Annotated in this window: 18 protein-coding genes; 8 read left to right on the top strand and 10 right to left on the bottom strand. The window is 73.3% G+C overall.

What is annotated here, in order from left to right; all coding sequences use genetic code 11:
* Window positions 1–55 precede the first annotated feature (55 nt).
* Window positions 56–1315, bottom strand: a complete 1260-nt coding sequence (locus AB0O19_RS28135; protein WP_363623453.1) for an APC family permease — start codon at window positions 1313–1315, stop codon at window positions 56–58.
* Window positions 1316–1542: 227 nt separating this feature from the next.
* On the opposite strand from AB0O19_RS28135, the gene ppsA reads away from it, so the two are divergent.
* Window positions 1543–3906: a phosphoenolpyruvate synthase gene (gene ppsA, locus AB0O19_RS28130; protein WP_363623451.1), complete on the top strand. Its 2364-nt coding sequence runs from the start codon at window positions 1543–1545 to the stop codon at window positions 3904–3906.
* A gap of 165 nt (window positions 3907–4071) precedes the next feature.
* Here the strand turns inward: ppsA and AB0O19_RS28125 are convergent, their stop codons facing one another.
* The 7 genes from AB0O19_RS28125 to AB0O19_RS28095 form a co-directional block, all read right to left on the bottom strand.
* Window positions 4072–5103, bottom strand: coding sequence for a zinc-dependent alcohol dehydrogenase family protein (locus AB0O19_RS28125; protein WP_363623449.1), 1032 nt, complete (start codon window positions 5101–5103; stop codon window positions 4072–4074).
* Between the two features lie 187 nt (window positions 5104–5290).
* On the bottom strand, window positions 5291–5767 hold the full coding sequence (locus tag AB0O19_RS28120; RefSeq protein ID WP_363623447.1) for a DUF5994 family protein: 477 nt from the start codon (window positions 5765–5767) through the stop codon (window positions 5291–5293).
* Between the two features lie 259 nt (window positions 5768–6026).
* On the bottom strand, window positions 6027–6521 hold the full coding sequence (locus tag AB0O19_RS28115; RefSeq protein ID WP_363623445.1) for a hydrogenase maturation protease: 495 nt from the start codon (window positions 6519–6521) through the stop codon (window positions 6027–6029).
* Between the two features lie 93 nt (window positions 6522–6614).
* Complete coding sequence (locus AB0O19_RS28110) at window positions 6615–7820, bottom strand: nickel-dependent hydrogenase large subunit (protein WP_363623443.1); 1206 nt, start codon at window positions 7818–7820, stop codon at window positions 6615–6617.
* Complete coding sequence (locus tag AB0O19_RS28105) at window positions 7817–8599, bottom strand: oxidoreductase (RefSeq protein ID WP_363623441.1); 783 nt, start codon at window positions 8597–8599, stop codon at window positions 7817–7819. Before AB0O19_RS28105 ends, AB0O19_RS28110 begins: the two co-directional genes overlap by 4 nt.
* Window positions 8600–8604: 5 nt before the next feature.
* Window positions 8605–9402, bottom strand: coding sequence for an FAD/NAD(P)-binding protein (locus AB0O19_RS28100; RefSeq protein ID WP_363623574.1), 798 nt, complete (start codon window positions 9400–9402; stop codon window positions 8605–8607).
* An 8-nt stretch (window positions 9403–9410) separates the two neighbouring features.
* On the bottom strand, window positions 9411–10556 hold the full coding sequence (locus AB0O19_RS28095) for a 4Fe-4S dicluster domain-containing protein (protein ID WP_363623439.1): 1146 nt from the start codon (window positions 10554–10556) through the stop codon (window positions 9411–9413).
* Between the two features lie 462 nt (window positions 10557–11018).
* Here AB0O19_RS28095 and AB0O19_RS28090 point away from each other — a divergent pair, with 462 nt between their 5' ends.
* The 3 genes from AB0O19_RS28090 to AB0O19_RS28080 all read left to right on the top strand — a co-directional run bounded on the left by AB0O19_RS28090 (window position 11019) and on the right by AB0O19_RS28080 (window position 13238).
* The gene (locus AB0O19_RS28090) at window positions 11019–11873 is read left to right on the top strand and encodes a universal stress protein (RefSeq protein ID WP_363623438.1); all 855 of its coding nucleotides are present in this window, start codon (window positions 11019–11021) and stop codon (window positions 11871–11873) included.
* Between the two features lie 14 nt (window positions 11874–11887).
* On the top strand, window positions 11888–12589 hold the full coding sequence (locus tag AB0O19_RS28085; protein ID WP_363623437.1) for a pyridoxamine 5'-phosphate oxidase family protein: 702 nt from the start codon (window positions 11888–11890) through the stop codon (window positions 12587–12589).
* Window positions 12590–12797: 208 nt separating this feature from the next.
* Window positions 12798–13238, top strand: coding sequence for a hypothetical protein (locus AB0O19_RS28080; protein WP_363623436.1), 441 nt, complete (start codon window positions 12798–12800; stop codon window positions 13236–13238).
* Window positions 13239–13322: 84 nt separating this feature from the next.
* Here the strand turns inward: AB0O19_RS28080 and AB0O19_RS28075 are convergent, their stop codons facing one another.
* Window positions 13323–14309, bottom strand: a complete 987-nt coding sequence (locus tag AB0O19_RS28075; RefSeq protein WP_363623435.1) for a hypothetical protein — start codon at window positions 14307–14309, stop codon at window positions 13323–13325.
* A gap of 276 nt (window positions 14310–14585) precedes the next feature.
* On the opposite strand from AB0O19_RS28075, the gene AB0O19_RS28070 reads away from it, so the two are divergent.
* Genes AB0O19_RS28070 through AB0O19_RS28060 form a run of 3 tightly spaced genes read left to right on the top strand, consistent with a single transcriptional unit; the run spans window position 14586 to window position 16107 of the window.
* Entirely contained in the window at window positions 14586–15359 is a 774-nt protein-coding gene (locus AB0O19_RS28070) for a CBS domain-containing protein (RefSeq protein ID WP_363623433.1), read from the top strand.
* The gene (locus AB0O19_RS28065; protein WP_363623431.1) at window positions 15346–15777 is read left to right on the top strand and encodes an Hsp20/alpha crystallin family protein; all 432 of its coding nucleotides are present in this window, start codon (window positions 15346–15348) and stop codon (window positions 15775–15777) included. The genes AB0O19_RS28070 and AB0O19_RS28065 overlap by 14 nt, the downstream gene beginning before the upstream one ends.
* Before the next feature lie 51 nt (window positions 15778–15828).
* Window positions 15829–16107, top strand: a complete 279-nt coding sequence (locus AB0O19_RS28060) for a dsRBD fold-containing protein (RefSeq protein ID WP_363623429.1) — start codon at window positions 15829–15831, stop codon at window positions 16105–16107.
* Between the two features lie 251 nt (window positions 16108–16358).
* Here the strand turns inward: AB0O19_RS28060 and AB0O19_RS28055 are convergent, their stop codons facing one another.
* On the bottom strand, window positions 16359–16937 hold the full coding sequence (locus tag AB0O19_RS28055) for a LuxR C-terminal-related transcriptional regulator (RefSeq protein ID WP_363623572.1): 579 nt from the start codon (window positions 16935–16937) through the stop codon (window positions 16359–16361).
* A 680-nt stretch (window positions 16938–17617) separates the two neighbouring features.
* Between AB0O19_RS28055 and AB0O19_RS28050 the strand changes: the two genes are divergently transcribed.
* Window positions 17618–19003, top strand: a complete 1386-nt coding sequence (locus AB0O19_RS28050; RefSeq protein WP_363623427.1) for a glycosyltransferase — start codon at window positions 17618–17620, stop codon at window positions 19001–19003.
* Window positions 19004–19067 lie beyond the last annotated feature (64 nt).

Genomic DNA, 19067 nt, shown 5'->3' with positions numbered 1-19067 from the left:
CGCCCGCCCATAGGGCCGTACGACCCCGGCCGCGGGGCCGCACGGCGACCGTGGCCTACGAGGAGACACCCCGGCGCACCGCGTAGGCGACGGCGCCGGCCGCCAGGACGGTGGCTCCCAAGAGCACCGCGGACAGGGGCAGGGCAAACGCCAGCACCAGACAGCCCGCCAGGCCGACTGCGGGAACCAGCCTCGGCGGGCGGCCCTCTGCCCTGGTCAGCGTCCACGCCGAGGCGTTCGCGACGGCGTAGTAGGCCAGCACCCCGAAGGAGGAGAACCCGATCACCCCGCGCACATCCGCGGTCACCGCCACCACCGCGACGACGGCGGCGACCGCGAGCTCGGCGCGGTGCGGCACCTGGAACCGGGGGTGGACCGCCGCCAGCGCGTGTGGAAGGTGCCGGTCGCGGGCCATCGCGAGCGTCGTGCGGGAGACGCCGAGGATCAGGGCGAGCAGCGAGCCGAGCGCGGCCACGGCCGCCCCCGCCCGCACCACCGGGGCCAGCCAACCGGTGCCCGCCACTCGGACGGCCTCGTCCAGCGGCGCAGCGGCCGCGGCCAGGCGTTCGGGCCCGAGCACCGCGAGGACCGCGACGGCGACCAGGGCGTAGACGGCGAGCGCGATGCCCAGCGCCACCGGGACGGCCCGGGGGATGGTGCGGGCCGGGTCGCGGACCTCCTCCCCGAGGGTGGCGATCCGGGCGTAGCCGGCGAACGCGAAGAACAGCAGGCCCGCCGCCTGGAGAATCCCGTGCGCCGTGGCGTCCGCACCGACGTCCAGCCGGGACGCCTCCGCGCCGCCCGAGGTCAGCGCGGCCACCACGACGGCGGCGAGCACCGCCAGCACCACCGCGACGATCGCCCGGGTCAGCCACGCGGACTTCTGCACGCCGGCGTAGTTCACCGCCGTCAGCGCCACCACCGCGGCCACCGCCACCGCGTGCGCCCGACCGGGCCACACGTAGCCGCCCACCGTCAGCGCCATCGCGGCACAGGACGCGGTCTTGCCGACCACGAACCCCCAACCGGCCAGGTAGCCCCAGAACTCTCCCAGCCGCTCGCGCCCGTAGACGTACGTCCCGCCGGACTGCGGGTACCGGGCGGCCAGCCGGGCCGAGGAGGTCGCGTTGCAGTACGCCACCACCGCCGCGAGCACCAGCCCGAGCAGCAGGCCCGAGCCGGCCGCGCCGGCGGCCGGAGCCAAGGCGGCGAAGATCCCCGCGCCGACCATCGACCCCAGACCGACGACCACGGCGTCGAACACGCCCAGCTGACGCCGTAGTCGCGGCTGCCCGCTCTCGACCGGTCGTCCCATGGCAAGCTCCCGTATCGCCCCTCGATGACGGTGCACGGTATCCCGGCGAGGCGACGGGACGGTCGGCCCCTGGGTCGAACGGCCCCGGTCCGGCCGCCGACCGGACCCGATCCCGAGCCCCTGCGGCACTGTCCCGCGTCTCCGGGCCGGGCGGACAGTGACAGGGACGGAGCCCCCGGCGCGTCCGGCGCCGTGCGGCCGCCCTGCCAGCGCGCCTGGAGGAAGCCATGCGCCGTGTCATCCCCTTCCGCGGCCTCGGCCGGGAGGACGTCGGCCTGGTCGGCGGCAAGAACGCCTCGCTCGGCGAGCTGATCAACGGGCTGGGGCCCACCGGCGTCCGGGTGCCGGACGGCTTCGCGACCACCGCCGACGCCTACCGGGAGCTGCTGGACACCGGCGGCCTGCGCGAGCGGATCGCCGGGCAGCTCGACCGCCTGCACGAGGGCGCCCCGCTGCCCGAGGTCGGCGGCGCGATCCGCTCCGCCGTGCTGGCCACGCCCCTGCCGCCGGCGCTGGAACGGGACGTGGCGCAGGCGTACGAACGGCTCGCCCGTGAGGCCGGGCGTCAGGACCCCGACGTCGCCGTGCGCAGCAGCGCCACCGCCGAGGACCTGCCGGAGGCGAGCTTCGCGGGCCAGCAGGAGACCTTCCTCAACGTCCGCGGGACGGAAGCCCTGCTCGCCGCCTGCCTGCGCTGCTACGCCTCGCTGTTCACCGACCGGGCGATCGACTACCGCGAGCGGACGGGCTTCGACCAGCTCGCGCTGGCCCTGTCCGTCGGCGTCCAGCTGATGGTGCGCTCCGACCTCGCGGGCGCGGGCGTGGCGTTCACCCTGGACACCGAGACCGGCTTCCCCGGCGTGGTGATCGTCAGTGCGGCCTGGGGGCTGGGCGAGACCGTGGTGAGCGGGCAGGTGGACCCGGACGAGTACACCGTGTTCAAGCCGACGCTCAAGGACCACCGGCTCGACCCGGTGATCCAGGTGCAGCTCGGGGCCAAGCGCCGCAAGGCCGTGTACGCCGCGAACGGCTCGACCCGGACCGTCGACACCGAGCCCGGGGAGCGGGCGGCCCGGGTGCTCGGCATCGGTGACATCCGCACGCTCGCCGAGTGGGCGACGGCCGTGGAGGAGCACTACGGCTGCCCGATGGACCTCGAATGGGCCAAGGACGGGATCAGCGGGCAGCTGTTCCTCGTCCAGGCCCGTCCGGAGACCGTGCAGTCCCGCCGCCGGGGCGAGGTGCTGCGCCGCTTCCGGCTCACCGGCACGGGCGAGCGGCTGGTGGACGGCATCGCCGTCGGCGAGGCCATCGGGGCGGGACCGGTGTGCGCGCTGGCCGATCCGGTCGGACTGGAGCGGTTCCCGCAGGGCGCGGTCCTGGTCACGCAGATCACCGACCCGGACTGGGAGCCGTTGATGAAGCGGGCCTCCGCGATCGTCACCGACCACGGCGGCCGCACCTCGCACGCGGCGATCGTCAGCCGCGAGCTGGGAGTGCCGGCGGTGGTCGGCACCGGGACCGCGACGGCCGTGCTGGCGGACGGACAGGAGGTGACGGTCTGCTGCGCCGAGGGCGCGGACGGCCACGTGTACGCCGGACTGGTCGCGTACGAGGCGACCGACACCGATCTCGGCTCGCTGCCGGCCACCCGGACGAAGGTCATGCTCAACCTCGCCGACGCGGGTGCCGCGTTCCGCTGGTGGCGGCTGCCGGCGGACGGCGTGGGCCTGGCCCGTACCGAGTTCGTGGTCGCCCACCAGGTGCGCGTCCACCCGATGGCGCTGGTCCACCCCGAGCGGCTCTCCGCCGAGGACCGGCGGCTGGTCGACGAGCTGACGTACGGCTACCCGGACCGGACCGACTACTTCGTCGACCGGCTCGCCCACGGCGTCGCCCGGATCGCGGCCTCCCGCTGGCCGGACCCGGTGGTGGTGCGCACCAGCGACTTCAAGACCAACGAGTACGCCCGGCTGGTCGGCGGCGCACCGTTCGAGCCGGTCGAGGCCAACCCGATGATCGGCTGGCGCGGCGCGAGCCGCTACTACGCCCCCGGGTACCGCGAGGGCTTCGCCCTGGAGTGCCGGGCGCTGCGCCGGGCCCGGGACGAACTCGGGCTCACCAACGTCGTGGTGATGATCCCGTTCTGCCGCACCCCGCAGGAGGCCGACGAGGTCCTGGCGGTGATGGCCGACAACGGGCTCGCCCGGGGCACGAACGGCCTGCGGGTGTACGTGATGGCGGAGATCCCGGCCAACATCCTGCTCGCCGAGCAGTTCGCCGAGCGCTTCGACGGCTTCTCGATCGGCAGCAACGACCTCACCCAGCTCACCCTCGGCGTCGACCGCGACTCCGGCCTGCTCGCCCACCTGTTCGACGAGCGGAACCCGGCCGTCACCCGCAGCATCGAGACCCTGATCGCCGCCGCCCACACGGCCGGCCGCCACGTCGGCCTGTGCGGCCAACGCCCGAGCAACGACCCGGATTTCACCCGCTTCCTGGTCCGCGCCGGGATCGACTCGATCTCCGTCACCCCGGACAGCTTCGCCGCCGTCAAGCGGGCCGTGGCGGACGCCGAGGCGGCGGACTGAGCGGCCTGGCACCGGTACACCGCTGCAGGGCCCCGCCGCTCGACTCCGGTCGTCGCCCCCAGCCTCGCGGCGCCCGAGTCATGGCTCTTCGTGTCCGTCATGTCGACCGCGCTTGAATACGCGGCACCTCGACCTGCGGGCCTACCAGTCCCGGGGCCGGAGCCTTCACTGCGTGATGAGGACGGCGGCTCCGGTGACCCGGTCCGCCGCGAGGTCGGCCAGCGCGGCGTCGGCACGGTTCATGGGGTAACGCTGCACGTGCACCGTCGGGTGGTGCCGGGCGACTTCCGCGAGGTAGGCGAGGCCGTCCTCACGGGTGTTGGCGGTGACGCTGCGCAGACTGCGCTCCTGGAAGAGGTGCCGCTGGTAGTCGAGGGCGGGTACGTCGGTGAGGTGGATCCCGGCCACCGCCAGCGTGCCGCCGCGGTCCAGCGCGGCGAGCGCGACCGGCACCAGGTCGCCGACCGGGGCGAACAGGATCGCCGAGTCGAGGGGTTCGGGCGGTGTGTCGTAGGCGTCGCCGACGGAGGACGCGCCCAGCTCCAGGGCCAGGCGCCGGGCGCTCGCGGCCCGGGTGAGGACGTGCACGGTGGCGCCCCGGGCGAGCGCGAGCTGCGCGGTGAGGTGCCCGGAGGCGCCGAGGCCGTAGATGCCCAACCGTCCGCCGGGCGGCAGCTGCGCGCGTTCCAGGGCGCGGTAGCCGATGATGCCGGCGCACAGCAGCGGGGCGAGGTCCTCGTCGGGCGGCCCCTCGGGGAGCGGGTAGGCGTACCCGGCGTCCACGAGGGTGTGTCCGGCGTAGCCGCCCTGGACGTCCCAGCCGGTGTACCGGGAGTTCGGGCAGAGGTTCTCGCGGCCGGCCCGGCAGTACCGGCAGCCGCCGCAGGTGCTCGCGAGCCAGGCCGCGCCGACCCGGTCGCCGGGAGAGAAGTCCCGCACCTCCCGGCCCGTGCTCAGCACCCGGCCGACGATCTCGTGCCCCGGTGTGCAGGCGGGCCGGTGCGGCGGAAGGTCGCCCTCGGCCAGGTGCAGGTCGGTGCGGCACACTCCACAGGCCCCGACCTCGATCAACAACTCCCGGGGTCCGGGCGGTTCCAGCATCCGTTCCACCCGGCGCAGCGGGGACGAGCACATCGGGCCGGGGCGCTCCACCACCCAGGCCGTGGTGCGCTGCCCTGCACTTTCGGCTGCTGTCATGGCCGTTCCTCCGACAGTGGTCTTCCGTGGTCGGCGCCGCCTGCTCACACCCTCGGTCGAGGCCTACCGCGTTGAGTGCGGTGCGAACGCGTGCCGCCCCGAGCGGTCCGGAGCGGGAGCCGATCGCGGGACGTCACGGGAGGGGTCGGCCGGTCGGGAGCGGAGCGCCGTCCGCCACTGACCGTGGTCACCTGCCTGTCCGTGCGCCTTCCGTCGGGGCGCCCGCGGCGGCCAGGAGTTCGGTGGCGGTGCGGGTGTTGGCCGGTTCGCATACCGCCGTCATCAGCCACTCGGCGGTCGGGGCCTCGGTCTCGGGGGGAATCACCAGGAGGTCCAGTCGCCGGGGCACGAAGGAGCACACCACCACCTCCTCCGCGTCCTGTTCCTGTTCGAACCAGCCGACGTGGATGACATGGCCGGTGACCGGGACGCGCCGGGGGATGACCGGCCAGTGCGCCGGGTTCACGGTGACGCGGAGGACCTCTCCCCACGACGGGGCCAGCGTCGCCGCCAGCGGGGGGAGTTCACGAAGGAGGTCGCGGGAACGGGGCCACCAGGCCCCGCCCAGCCGCCCCGGGGCGACGCCCTCGGGGACCAGCGAGAGCCGCGCGGGCGGCTCCGGGTGGGACACCCGGGCACCGCCGGGCTCGGAGGTTGCGGTCATGTCGGAAACACCTGCCCTTGGCTCGCCTGGATCGGCCTGACGCTGTCGCCGGGGCACCACGGACCGAACCCGCAGGCCGCGGACAGTGGCTCTTCCACCGTACTCCGGACGCCGACGGCGCCCCAGGGGAAGAGGAACGGCGGACGGATGGGCCGACCGGGCACGGGGAGGCACCCGCCCGATCGGGTGCGCTCGGTTTCGGTGACGGCGGGCGGCTGCTGCTCGCGAGCCGCAGGCCTCGACCGTCCGCGGTTCGGTGTCATGACGCCTCCGCCCGGTGCCCTTCCACCGCCCGGCGGACCTCGGCGACGACGCGCGGCACCGCGTCGACGACAGCCGGGCTCAGGCCCTCGCCGATCGAGAAGTCCACGCCCTCCACCGCGACGATCAGCAGCTCGCGCGGCAGCCTGCCGAGTGCGGCGGCCAGCGCGACACCGTGGCCGAGGCCCAGGCCGTGGGTTCCGGCCGCCGCCTCGTCGTCCGCCAGGGGGTCGGCGAGCAGGTGGTCGGCGTCGACGGTGACCCGGTGGATCCGGCCCGGCTCGCCAGGGTGGCCGTGCACCGCGTCGACCACGACCGCCAGGTCGGCGCCCTCCCACAGCTCCATGAGTCGGGTGGACTCACCGTCGCAGAGGGTGAGGCGGTCGGCGGCGAGGCCTCCCGCCGCGAGTTCGGCCAGGACGGCCACGGCGGCGCCGTCGTCGTGGCGGTACTCGTTGCCGACGCCGATGACGACGATCCGCTGGCCGCCCACTCCCTCAACCCCGGTCCACGGTGAGGGCGAGGAAGTGCGCCGCGCAGGAGATGCAGGGGTCGTAGTTGCGGATCGCCTGCTCGCACTGACGGGTCAACTCGGCGTCGTCGAGGTGCAGCCGGGGCTGGATGAAGGCCGCAGGTCGGCCTCGATCGCGCTCTGGTTCTGCGCGGTCGGAGGGACGATGACGGCCCGCCGGACAATGCCGGCGTCGTCCAGGTCGTACCGGTGGTAGAGCAGTCCGCGCGGGGCCTCGGTGGCGCCGTACCCGGTGCCCGCCCGCGGCGCGACGGGCACGGCCGGGGCGAGCGGGCGCTCGTACCGCTCGATGACGCGTTGGGCCTCGGTGACGGCCCACAGCACCTCGACCGCCCTGATCACGATGGTGCGGAAGGGGTTGTCGCAGTGCTGGCCGAGCCCGGCCTCGGCGGCCAAGGTGCGGATGCCGTCGGGCAGCCGCTCGCTGCCGAGGTTCCAGCGGGCGAGCGGCCCGGTGAGGTGGGGCCGGCCGGCGAGGGTGGCGTGCAGGGCGGTGGAGTGCGGCACCTGGTGTTCCCGGACGCGCTGCTCGAAGTCCCGCAGCGCGAAGGTGCCGGAGAGGGCGGCGGTGGGGGTGCCGGAGTCGATGGCGTAGCCGTCTGGCTCGGTCAGGGCGAGCAGCTCGTGCCGGACTGTCAGCGGCGGGAACTCGAACCCGGCCACCCAGCCGAGGGTGTCCTCGGCGTCCGTCCGCGCCTGGCGCAACACCATTGCCAGGTGGTCGAGTTCGGCCTGCGTCGGGAGCCGGTGGAAGCCGCCCACCCGGACGTTGACCGGATGGATCGCGCGCCCGCCGAGGATCTCGACGATCTCGTTGCCGGCCTTCTTCAGCCGCAGCCCGCGCTGGAGCAGCGCCGCGTCGGCGCGGGCCAGCGCCAGGGCGTCGGGCAGGTGCAGGAAGTCGGGGGCGTGCAGCAGGTAGATGTGCAGCGTGTGGCTCTCGATCCACTCGCCGCAGTACAACAGCCTTCGCAGCTGGGCCAGCTGGCCGTCCACCACGACCCCGCAGGCCTCCTCGACCGCGCGGCAGGCGCTCATCTGGTACGCCACCGGGCAGATTCCGCAGATGCGGGAGGTGAGGTCGGGCGGCTCGGTGTAACTGCGCCCGCGCAGCAGAGCCTCGAAGTAGCGCGGAGGCTCGTAGATCTCCAGCCGGACGGCCTCCACCTCGTCCCCGCGAACCGCGACGTGCAACGCGCCCTCGCCCTCGACGCGGGCCAACGCGCCGACGGTGAGCAGCCGTTGGGAACCGTGGGTCATCCGCTGTCCTCCTCCGTCGCCGCCCGGGCGGCCTCCGCGAAGCCGGGGGCCTCGGCGTTGAAGGTGCGGTAGAGCCGGGCGGCGTCCGCCTCCGTCACCCCGTCGCGGCGCAGCAGCGGCAGCATGGCGCGGGTGTTGGGCGTCTCCATGGGGCCGAAGCAGCCGTAGCAGCCGCGCCCGTAGGCCGGGCAGAGCGCGCCGCAGCCGGCCTGGGTGACCGGGCCGAGGCACGGGGTGCCGTGGGCGACGGTGACGCAGGTGGTGCCGCGCAGCTTGCACTCGAAGCAGACGCTGTGGGTGGGGATGTCGGGTTTGCGGTCGGCGAGGTAGGCGGTGATGACCTCCAGGAGCTGCCGCTTGTCGATCGGGCAGCCTCGCAGCTCCAGGTCGACCGGGACGTGGGCGGAGATCGGGGTGGAGTGGTCGAGGCTGTCGATGTACTCGGGGTGGGCGTAGACGACGGCCTGGTAGTCGGGCAGGCTCACCAGGTTGCGCAGTGCCTGGACGCCGCCGGCGGTGGCACAGGCGCCGATGGTCACCAGGTAACGGGACTGCTCGCGCACCCGGCGGATGCGTTCCAGGTCGGCGGGGGCGGCGATGGAGCCCTCGACGAGGGAGAGGTCGTAGGGAGGCGGCAGTTCACGGCGGGACGCCTCCAGGAAGTAGCCGATCTCGATCTTCCCGACGAGCGCGAGGAGTTCGTCCTCGCAGTCGAGGAGGGTGAGCTGGCAGCCGTCGCAGGAGGAGAACTTCCAGACCGCCAGGCGCGGGGTGCCCATGGCGCTCACCGCTCGGGCGTGGACAGCAGGCCGTCGGCGTGGTCCCAGCCGAGGACCGGGCCGTCCCGGCAGACGAGGACGGGGCCGAGCTGGCAGTGGCCGCACCAGCCGGTGGCGCAGCGCATGTTGCGCTCCAGCGAGACCCGGATCCGCTCGGCGGGGACGCCTCTGCGGATGAGCCCCCGGGCGGTCGCGCGCATCATCACCTCCGGGCCGCACAGGTAGGCGGCGCAGCGGTCGGGACGGAAGTCGGCCTCGTCCAGCAGGGCGGTGACGAGGCCGGTGGCACCGCGCCAGCCGGGCTCGGGGTGGTCCACGGTGGCCAGGACGTTCGCGCGGGAGCGCCAGAACGGCACCTCTTCGAGGAACAGCTGTTCGCCCGGGTTGCGGTACCCGGCGAGCACCGAGACCGTGCCGAACTCGTCCACCCGGCCGAGGACCTCCTCGACGAGTGGACGCAGCGGAGCGAGTCCGATGCCGCCGGAGACGATCAGCACGTCGCTCCCGGCGGGAGGGGTCCGCCAGGCCGTGCCGTAGGGGCCGCGGGCCCCGATCCAGTCACCCGCCTTCGCCCGGCACAGCGCCTCGCTGACCTTTCCGACCGCGCGGACGGTGTGACCGAGCGTGTCGCCGGTGATGCCACTGACGGAGAGCGGGATCTCCCCGGTGCCGAAGGCGTACAGCATCGCGTACTGCCCGGGCCGAAACGGCCGCAGCGAGCCGGCCTCGGGGACGAGGTCGAGGGTGACCGTGTCGGCGCTCTCCCGGCGTCGGGCTGCCACCCGGTACGGGACGGGAGTCATGGCGTGCGTCACGGTGTTCCCTCCGCGGTGGCGGCCTCCGTGCGCAGGGCGGCGACCTCCTCGGTGATGTCGATGCCGACCGGGCACCAGGCGATGCAGCGGCCGCAGCCGACGCATCCGGAGGAGCCGAACTGGTCGTACCAGGTGCCGAGCTTGTGGGTGAGCCACTGCCGGTAGCGGCTGCGGGCGGAGGACCTGACCGGACCGGTGCCGTGCAGGTAGGAGAAGTCGAGGTCGAAGCAGGAGTCCCACCGGCGCCACCGCTCGGCGTGGTCGCCGGTGAGGTCCGTGGTCTCCTCGGTGGTGGTGCAGAAGCAGGTGGGACAGACCATGGTGCAGTTGCCACAGGTGAGGCAGCGGTCGGCGACCTGGTCCCAGCGTTCGGCGGTCATCGTGCCGGCCATCAGCGAGCGCAGGTCGGTGGCGTCCATCTCCCGGCCCATCCGCCCGGCGGCGTCGGCGACGGCCGTCCGGGCGCGCTCGCCGTCGGTGGAGCGGGTGGGGAGTTCGGCGAGCAGGTCCTCGCCGTCCGGGCTGCCCGCCCGGATCAGGTACCGGAGGCCGTCGGACTCCACGGTCTCGGTGAGCGCCAGGTCGTACGCCGAACCGTCCGGCAGGCCCGGGCCGGTGCCCATCGACGCGCAGAAGCAGACCCCACCGGGCTCGGTGCACTCGACCACGACGATGAACACGCCGGTGCGCCGTGGCCCGTACACGGGGTCGGCAAACGCGCCGCCGGTCAGCACCCGGTCCTGGACGGCGATCGCCCTCAGATCGCAGGGGCGCACCCCGAGGAAGGCGTAGCGCGGCGGCGGATCATCCTCCTCACGGACGACGACGGTGCCGTCCTCGGCCCGGTCGGCCTGCCAGAGCCGGGCCCGGGGCGGGTGCAGGAAGGTCTTCCAGGACTGCGGTCCGGCGGAGTGCGCGAAGGCCGCACGGTCGTCGCGCCGGTGCAACCGGTACCGGCCGGCCTCGGTCTCGACCCCCCAGCCGTGCGGCAGGTCGTCCGCCGAGGCCAGCTCGGCGAGGACGATCGCGCCATCGCGCACGGTGGGCCCGATGACGGTGAACCCCCGTTGCCACAGCGTCTCGACCAGCACGGCGAGGCCTCGTCGATCCAGTTCCGCGAGCGGTGGCCTCGTCGTCTCCATCGGCCCTCCTCCGGTTCACCGCCGGGCCCTCCTCGGCGGACGGCCCCCGTACTCCCACTGTCCGCCGACACCGGTCGTCCCGCACGGGGCCGTCCGGCCCCGACACGCGTTCCAGCAGGTCCCCCTTGGCACGGGTTGGGCTGATCGGCCCATACCCGAGCAGCGCTCGGCCCCGGCCGTACGGGCGTTCGGGGCCCGGGGCCGTTGGTGTGGGAGCGGGCGGGCGCTGTCCGCGCCCGGACCGCAGGAGATCCTGGTGAGGCGGAGGTGGAGGCGTGCGGGGTGTGCCGCACCGACCTGGTCACGGAGAGCCGTCCCCTCGAAGGCGGCGGGGCCCACCGGCCCGCGTCTCCGGGCCCGACCGGCCCTCCCCCACCCGCACGACGGCGCACGACGATGAGAGTGGTCAAGGCTCCTCGCAGAGCCGGTGACGGCGCCGGCCAGAGCCGAAAGGAGACCGCGATGAACGGCTTCGAAACCCGCCGCCCCGTGATCGTGGGCGTCGACCGCTCCGAGGCGAGCCGCTGGGCCGTACGCTGGGCGGCGGACGAGGCCGCCTGGCGCGGCCTGCCACTCCAGCCCCTGCACGCCCAGGACTGGCCCATCGGCCAACCGGTGGGGGACCACTGGACGATCGGCCTCCGCGCCGCCGGCGACACGCTGCTGGACACCGCCCGGCTGCTGGCCTCCGAACGCCACCCCGGACTGGAGATCACCCCCCGGCTCGCCGAGGGCCGCCCGGTCCGGGTGCTGCGCGAAGCAGCCGACGAGGCCGCACAGCTCGTCCTCGGCATCCGTCGGCTCACGGAGGCCCACTCCGCACTGCCCATCGGCTCCAAGGGCGCCTCCCTGGTCGGACACCTGGGGTGTCCGATCGCCCTCGTCCCGGAGCCGCCCGACGGCGTCTCCGGTCCCGGCCCCGTCGTCGTCGGAGTGGACGGCTCGGAGGCCTCCCGGGCCGCGATCGGCTTCGCCTTCGAGGAGGCCTCGCTGGCCGGGGCCGACGTGCAGGCCGTGGAGATCCGCCGCCCCGCCGACGCCGCACAGCCGGACCTGGTCGAGGAGTCCCTGGTGGACCTGTCCGAGGCGCTGGCCGGCTGGCAGGAGAAGTACCCGGACATCCGGGTGCGGCGCGAGGTGCTCACCGGCTCTCCCGCCCCGATGCTGGCGGCCGTCGCCACCCGCGCCCGCTGCCTGGTCATCGGCAGCCGGGGCCTCGGCGGCTTCCGCGGCCTGCTGTTCGGCTCCACCGGCCGCGCCCTGGTGCACCGCTGCACCGTCCCGCTGGTGATCGTCCCGAACAGCGAAGCCGTCTGAACGGGGAGATCGCCATGACGACCCCGAACGACAGCGGGACGCGCCCCCGCCCGGCCGACCCCGGCGACCTCGGGCGCCGGGTCGCCCACCGCCGCACCCAGCTGGGGCTCACCCGCGAGCTGGTGGCCGAGCGCGGCGGCCTGGACCCGGGGTTCCTGGAGTACCTGGAAACCCACCCCGTCCCGGTCGGCGTCGGCACCCTCACCCGGCTCGCCGACGCGCTCGACACCACCGTCGGCTGTCTGCTCGGCGGCGGCCGCGACGTACCGTCCGGCCACGCCCGGGCCAACGCCCGCGTACTCCTGGAGGAGTTGGACCCGGCGGCCTGCTGGGCCAAGCTCTCCCCCGGCGGCGTCGGCCGAGTGGTGCTGACGGCACCGCGCGGCCTCGTGGCGCTGCCCGTCAACTACCGCGTGCTCGACGCCACCATCCTCTACCGCACCGTCGACGACGGCACCCTCGCCAGGACGGCAGGCGACGAGGTCGCCTTCGAGGCCGACCAGCTCGACGAGGTGTTCGCCACCGGATGGAGCGTCCTGGTGAACGGCACCGCCTCGGTCGTCTCCGACGAGGAGACCGTGCGCTGGTTCCGGCAACACGCCGACTCCCGTCCCTGGGCGGGCGGCACCCGGGACACCTGGATGCGCATCCGGCCCACGGGAATCAGCGGCCGGATCATCCGCCCCGACGGCCCCCCGATCGTCGCACCCGAGTAGGAGGCACGGATCCCGCGATGCCTTCGAAACCGCACGTCCTCGTGGTCGGTGGGGGTTTCGCCGGCCTGGAGACGGCCTTCGGCCTGCGCCACCTGCTCGGCGACCGCGTCCGGATAAGGAAAACGCGCAGGCCGGGCAGCACCAGCGGGCGCTGTTCCTCGTCCCGCCCGACAACAAGTGCGCCGGGCCGCTGTACGAGATCGCGCTGATGCTGGACACCTGGCTGCGCCGGGCCAAGCTCCGATCCCTCGTCCACCTCACTTGGACCACCTACGAGTCCGGTTACGTCCAGGCCTTCGGTCCGCGTCTCCACCAGGTGGTCGACCACGAGTTCGCGGCGCGCGGCATCGAGGGTCACACCTCGGCCGTGGTCGACGAGGTCGGCGACACCGAGGTCCGCTACACCGACGGCACCGCCCGTCCCTTCGACCTGCTCGTCGCCTTCCCGCCGTACGTCGCCGCCGTCGACTACCCCGGCCTGCCCCACGACGACCTCGGCTTCCTGAACACCCTCTCCGTCACCCGGCAGGTCCGCGGGCACCCGCAGACCGACGCCGCCGGACACCCCTTCCACGCCGGTCTCCCCTGGCAGGCCGTGCAACTGGCCCTCGACGGCATGTCGCGCACGCTCGCGAGCCCGCCGGACTGACCCCGCACGCCTGCGCGGCTCCCCCGGCGAAGCCGCACCCTCCGCCCGTCTCCCCGCGCAGGAGACGGGCGGAGGAACATCCGGCTACCCCTCCGGCGGGTCGAGGACGTCCTCGACCCGGCGACGCGGGCTGGCCGCACCGGACGGGCCGTAGCCGAGGCGCAGCACGAGCTGGACGTGCCCGGGTCCCTCCTGCGGGTCGCGCAGGCGCCAGCGGGTGTCGGGGATCTCGACGGCCTGGTGCAGGACGGAGGCACGCAGGCCGTGGACGGTGGCCAGCAGCCACACCCGTTCCATGGCCTGTCCGGTGCGCAGCCAGTCCGCCCGGCTGTCGAGGTGGGTGGTGAGGGTGGCCAGTTGCGGCAGCGCCTCGAAGCGTTCGGCCGGGGTGCTGTGGCGCGGCGGGTGACCGGCGAAGCCGCGCATCGGGACGCGCGCGTCGCGGTCGTGCGAGCCGAGGGCGGCGAGCGGGATGCCGTCGTAGGAGGGCTCCAGCCGTAGCCAGCGGCGGGTCTCGGCCTCGCGGGTGACGTCGGCGGCGATCCGGGCCTCGGCCTCGGAGGTGAGGGCGAGCACGCGGCGCACCCCGTCCTCCTCCAGCACGGTGAGCGTGACGCCTTCGTCCCGGCCCGCCGAGATGAGCTCGGCGACCAGTGCCTCGGGGACGTCCCGGTTGGTGAACGGCTGCCGGCTGGAGTGGCGCCCGGCGATGGCTGGGTAGAGGTCGGCGCCGAAGGGCAGCGGTGTGCGGGCCGGCGCGGACAGGTCGAGCACGGCACACGGCTGCGCGCCTTCGCCGGCCGGCAGCAGCCGGACGGCGGCCTCGCGGCCGAGGTGGGCGGCGGCCACACGCAGGTTGAACAGGGCAGCGCCGATCGAGATGTGCAGCGCCCTGCCGGCCGGGTCGGCGGCCGGAACGGCCCGGCTCAGGTCGGCGCGGACCTCCAGGCCGAACAGGTCCGGCGTGGGACGGAAGCGCCAGGGCTGGCTGTTGTGCAGCGAGGGCGCCAGGCCTCCGGCTTCGGCCAGCAGGTGCAGATCCGCAGTGGTGAGGGCGGTTTCGGTGGTCATGGTTGATCACTCCCTGTTCTCGGCGGGGAGCGCCGGTGATTCGAGCATCCGCCGGGCCGGTGGTGCTGAGCGAGGGTCCTAAGGCCCTGGCCCCACAGCCGAGCGGCACCGGTGCCCGCCGACGCGTCCGGCCTCGCCGGGCAGGCCCGCGCCGGCCCCCGCGGATAGGGCCCACCGGAGGGCCGAACAGCCCTGCCGCCTCGCACTCGGCGGCGGTCTGCTGGACGGGAGAGGCCCGGTTCATCGTGCCGGGCCCTGAGTACCGGAGGCACGGCCGTGCTGACCGACGACGCCCGCACCGCCACCCAGCAACTGATGCACACGACCAGTGGGCGCACCGTAGCGGTGTCCCGCTTCATCCCCGAAGTCCTGCCGGACACCGGCCGCGTCGTCCTCGACACGGTCCGCAAACCGTACGACACGGGCGAGGTCTGGATCTCGCTCACTCCCGCCGAGGCCCGAGAGCTGGCGGGGATGCTGCTCCGCCAGGCCGCTGCCGTCGAACGTCACGGTCTCGTTGAACGGAGTCGAAAGGGCCCTCGCGTCATGAAAGCCGCAGAGCTGATGACCGCACCGCCGGCCACCGTCGGCCTCGCCGCGACCGTCTTCGAAGCCGCCCGGCGGATGGAGCAGCAGGCGGTCGGCTGCGTCCTCGTCACCGACGACGGCCGACTACGGGGCATCCTCACCGACCGCGACCTGACCGTCCGCGGACTCGCCCACGGACACGACCCCGGGCAGCCGGTCGCGGACCTGATGACCACCCCTGTCACCACCGTGGACGCCGACGACGACCTCGACACCGCGTACCGCACCTTCCGCACCTCCGGTGTCCGCCGTCTGCCCGTCCTGGACGACGGCCGCCCGGTCGGCGTGCTCACCGTCGACGACCTGCTGCGCGACGTCGTCGAACGGCTCGTCGACCTGCTGATCCCGGTCTCCCACAGCACCCTTCGGGAGAACGCCACCTGGTCCCCCGTCGGCCGGGCCGGATCCCCGACCACGGAAGTACCACGACCCCTATCCGCTGGAGGCCATGATGGCCGGTGAACTGCTCAGAAGATTCCCCTTCGGCTACCGGTGGCCGTCCCTGCCGGACCTCTTCGAGGACTTTCCGCTCGACCTCCGCGTACCGGAAGGCGAGCACGTGATCCGTATCGAGGAGTCCGAGACCGACGGTGTCTACCAGATCAAGGCCGAACTCCCCGGCGTCGACCCCGACAAGGACATCACCATCAGCGTGGACGACGGCATCCTGACCGTCCGTGCCGCGCGCACCGAGGAGAAGAAGGACAAGCAGCGCTCCGAGTTTCGCTACGGCTCGTTCACCCGCAGTGTCCGGCTCCCCGCCGGTGTCCGCGAGGAGGACGTCACCGCCGCCTACGACCAGGGCGTCCTGACCGTCCGCGCACCGATCGGCACGGCCGAAAGGCCCCCTCGCACGATCGAGATCACGCGGGGCGGTTGACCCGACCGGCCGGGTGGGCCCCGGGCCCACCCGGCCCTGAGAGGACCGGACATGAGCACGAACGCCGCGACACCGATTCGCACCAAGCAGTGGGCCCTGCGCCTCGACCTCTTCGAGGAGGGCGACAGCACCAAGGTCCACGCCGTCCTCGACACCGGCGACAACACCCTGGAGTCCCGCACCACCGCCCGCCGCAACCCGCACGACCCACTCGTCCCCGAGATCGGCGACGAGTACGCCGCGGCCCGCGCCCTGATCGACCTCGGGCACCAACTGCTCCGCGCCGGGATCGCGGACGCCGCAGCGAACGACCGCTCGGAAGCCGGCTGAGCGAACCCTGCGGCGGGGTTCCTCGCCGGGGTTCCTCGACGGATCCGCTCCCGAGGACGGCAGCCCCGGCATCACCCGCCCCGCCGCGTTGCCCCCCACCCGGCCGGCCGGCCGCTTGATCCACTCGCGGTAGCCCAGTGGGTCACGTGGTGCGGGCCCTGAGGTGGGCCCGCTCTCCCCGCGCACAGCACGTTGATCCGCCCCCACCCGCCGAGACGCCCCGCAGCACCCACGGGCTTGGCGGAACACCACTACTTGACGAAGCTCTCCACGACCTTCGGTGGCCAGACCCCGACCTTGAGGGCCCCCATCGAGTAGGCCCGGGAGACCAGTGCGGCGCGGTTGGGGACCCGCAACTTCCTCAGCAGGCACGTCACGTGGTACTCCACGCCCTGACGGCTCAGGTACAGCCGGGCGGCGAGCGGCACGGTCGAGACGCCGGCCGCGATGCCCTCGAGAATCTTCGCGTCGATCTCGCTCAGCAACTTCTTCCGGCCGGCCACGACCTCGGACCCACCCGAGTCCGGGCGCCCGTCGGGCATCATCACCAGGATCGACGACTCGTCAGGCAGACCGCCGTGCACCATGACGGCGGTGAGCGGGACGGTGAACGTCTCGTCGTGCGGACCGACTGCTATGACGTCGGTGGCGAAGCGGTCACGCCGTCCTTCGATCAGTCCGGAGAACTGACGCAGCAGGGGTTGTTGGACGCTCGGGTGCACGAGGTCGCTGAAGGTACGGCCGCAGAGGTCCGCCGAGGAACGTCCGAACTGCCAGAAGAAGGCCTCGTTCGCCTGCCGGATGGTGAGGGCCCGGTCGAGCTGGGCCATGGTCAGGCCGGTTTGTCCGGCCAGCGGCTGGTGCTGCGGTCCCGCGCCGGAGGCCGGGACGGGATCGGGTTCGACGGTCCGGGTTGCACCGGCCTGGGCTGCGTATGACATCACCACGGAGAATCGGATCCCTTCAAGGCACGGATGGTGCGGTTGGATCTCCCCGAAACAATCCGGCGCATTCTCCGTCGGCCCGAACCGCCGTGAACTCAGCACGGAACTCCGGCACCGGTGGAGACAGCGGTTGCAGGCGGCCGAACTTTCCGGCCGAAACCATGGATGTACGGATGAGTGATTCGATGACGATTCCGATATTCCGGGGGCCACGCCTGGAACGACCCGCAATTACGGCTGACGGGGGTTCAGCGTACCCAGGCGCCTCCGACCGGAATATATGGGACTCGTCAAGAAGCGGACCGCGCCCGAAGCATCCGCTCGGGGACCAGGTTCGGGGCCGCCGATCGATGTCCGACCACCCGACGGGCCGGGGGCGTCCGGGGAATCCTTGGAGGAGCCTTTGAATCCCCTTCACCGGCCACTTCCGATCAAATCGGGACACACCAGCATGATCGGGCCGGGCGACCATCCGACCGGACCAAGGACTAAGGAATTCCCGACACCGGGCGTGAGACCAAGGTGGGGTGCAGTCCCGATCGCCAACCCCGCCCCGAGGGAGTCCGATGAGCGCCGTGCAACGGCCGATCCTGTTTGCCAGCCTTCCGGAGAGCGGCCTGCTCAACCCCCTGCTGGTGCTGGCCGGCGAACTGGCCCGACGGGGCGTGCCCGACCTCTGGTTCGCCACCGACGAGCCCCGGCGCGCCGACGTCCTGGGCCTCGCGGACCGGTCGGCGGTGGAGTTCGCCTCCCTCGGCGACGTCTTCTCCGAGCTGTCCGCGGTCAGCTGGAGCGACGAGGTGTACCGCCGGGTGACCCAGCCCTCGCGCTTCAAGGCACACCGGGCGGTGATCCACCAGTCCTACCGGCCCGACATCCAGGCCGAGAAGTACCGCCGGCTCGCAGCGGTCGTGGACAAGTGTGATCCGGCCCTGATGGTCATCGACTGCGTCAGTGCCTTCGCCGTCGACCTGGCGCTGACCCGGGGCATTCCGTTCGTCCTGAGCGTCCCGTTCCTGCCGAGCAACGTCCTCACCTCGCACAGCCCCTTCGGGTCCTCTTACACTCCGAGGGACTTCCCCGTCCCGCATTCGGGCCTGCCCTACCCGATGGGTTTCGGCCAGAGGTTGAGCAATCGCCTCTTCAAGCTCCGCACGCTCGCGCTGTTCTTCCACCCCACGATGGGGAAGGTGCTTTCCGAGGACGCCCGACTGCGCAAGGAGCTGGGCCTGCCGAAGCCCAGCCCCATGACGCGGGTCGACCGCGCGGAAATGGTGCTCTGCAATTCAGTGCGGGAGCTCGACTATCCTTTCGACATTCCCGGGAAGGTGAAGCTCGTCGGTGCCATGGTGCCGCCGCTGCCGGAGGCCTCGCCGGCCGACGACCCGACCGGCGTCATGGACTGGCTGGACGTGCAGTCCTCCGTGGTCTACATGGGATTCGGCACGATCACCCGGCTCACCCGGGCGCAGGTGGGCGACCTGGTGGAGGTCGCGCGACGCCTGGACGGCCGGCACCAGGTCCTGTGGCGGCTGCCGGCCGAGCAGCAGCACCTCCTGCCGCCGCGCGACCGGCTGCCGAACAACCTGCGGATCGAGAGCTGGCTGCCGTCCCAACTGGACGTGCTGGCCCATCCCAAGGTCGAGGTGTTCTTCACCCACGGCGGCGGCAACGGCTTCCACGAGGGCGTGTACTTCGGGAAGCCGCTGGTGGTCCGGCCGTTGTGGGTGGACTGCTACGACCAGGCCGTACGCGGCCGGGACTTCGGGATCAGCCTCACGCTGGACCGGCCGCAGGACCTCGACCCGGACGACGTCGTGGACAAGCTCACCCGCGTGCTCGGCGACCGTTCCTTCCGCGAGCGGGCCGCACGCGTCGGCGAGGCGCAGCGAGCCGCCGGTGGCCGGTCGGCGGCGGCCGACCTGCTGCTCGGGCTGCCGGCCCTGACCTGATCCCTTCCCCGACCTTCCACAAGCCGACCCGCCGTACGGCGGCCCGTCCCGTAGTGAGGACCCC

Origin of the sequence: Kitasatospora sp. NPDC091276, assembly GCF_040684355.1 — a bacterium.
Taxonomy (GTDB): Bacteria; Actinomycetota; Actinomycetes; order Streptomycetales; family Streptomycetaceae; genus Kitasatospora.
Note: the sequence above shows the minus strand (reverse complement) of the source record. Positions and strands in the feature narration are given on the sequence as shown.

Bases quoted from the DNA above. Each gene is read 5' to 3' on its own strand.
- AB0O19_RS28100 (WP_363623574.1), bottom strand. From the start codon at position 9,402: ATGACTCCCGTCCCGTACCGGGTGGCAGCCCGACGCCGGGAGAGCGCC.
- AB0O19_RS28085 (WP_363623437.1), top strand. From the start codon at position 11,888: ATGACGACCCCGAACGACAGCGGGACGCGCCCCCGCCCGGCCGACCCC.
- AB0O19_RS28135 (WP_363623453.1), bottom strand. From the start codon at position 1,315: ATGGGACGACCGGTCGAGAGCGGGCAGCCGCGACTACGGCGTCAGCTG.
- AB0O19_RS28110 (WP_363623443.1), bottom strand. From the start codon at position 7,820: ATGACCCACGGTTCCCAACGGCTGCTCACCGTCGGCGCGTTGGCCCGC.
- AB0O19_RS28060 (WP_363623429.1), top strand. From the start codon at position 15,829: ATGAGCACGAACGCCGCGACACCGATTCGCACCAAGCAGTGGGCCCTG.
- AB0O19_RS28090 (WP_363623438.1), top strand. From the start codon at position 11,019: ATGAACGGCTTCGAAACCCGCCGCCCCGTGATCGTGGGCGTCGACCGC.
- AB0O19_RS28105 (WP_363623441.1), bottom strand. From the start codon at position 8,599: ATGGGCACCCCGCGCCTGGCGGTCTGGAAGTTCTCCTCCTGCGACGGC.
- AB0O19_RS28080 (WP_363623436.1), top strand. From the start codon at position 12,798: ATGCTGGACACCTGGCTGCGCCGGGCCAAGCTCCGATCCCTCGTCCAC.
- AB0O19_RS28050 (WP_363623427.1), top strand. From the start codon at position 17,618: ATGAGCGCCGTGCAACGGCCGATCCTGTTTGCCAGCCTTCCGGAGAGC.
- AB0O19_RS28065 (WP_363623431.1), top strand. From the start codon at position 15,346: ATGATGGCCGGTGAACTGCTCAGAAGATTCCCCTTCGGCTACCGGTGG.
- AB0O19_RS28120 (WP_363623447.1), bottom strand. From the start codon at position 5,767: ATGACCGCAACCTCCGAGCCCGGCGGTGCCCGGGTGTCCCACCCGGAG.
- ppsA (WP_363623451.1), top strand. From the start codon at position 1,543: ATGCGCCGTGTCATCCCCTTCCGCGGCCTCGGCCGGGAGGACGTCGGC.
- AB0O19_RS28125 (WP_363623449.1), bottom strand. From the start codon at position 5,103: ATGACAGCAGCCGAAAGTGCAGGGCAGCGCACCACGGCCTGGGTGGTG.
- AB0O19_RS28095 (WP_363623439.1), bottom strand. From the start codon at position 10,556: ATGGAGACGACGAGGCCACCGCTCGCGGAACTGGATCGACGAGGCCTC.
- AB0O19_RS28055 (WP_363623572.1), bottom strand. From the start codon at position 16,937: ATGGCCCAGCTCGACCGGGCCCTCACCATCCGGCAGGCGAACGAGGCC.
- AB0O19_RS28075 (WP_363623435.1), bottom strand. From the start codon at position 14,309: ATGACCACCGAAACCGCCCTCACCACTGCGGATCTGCACCTGCTGGCC.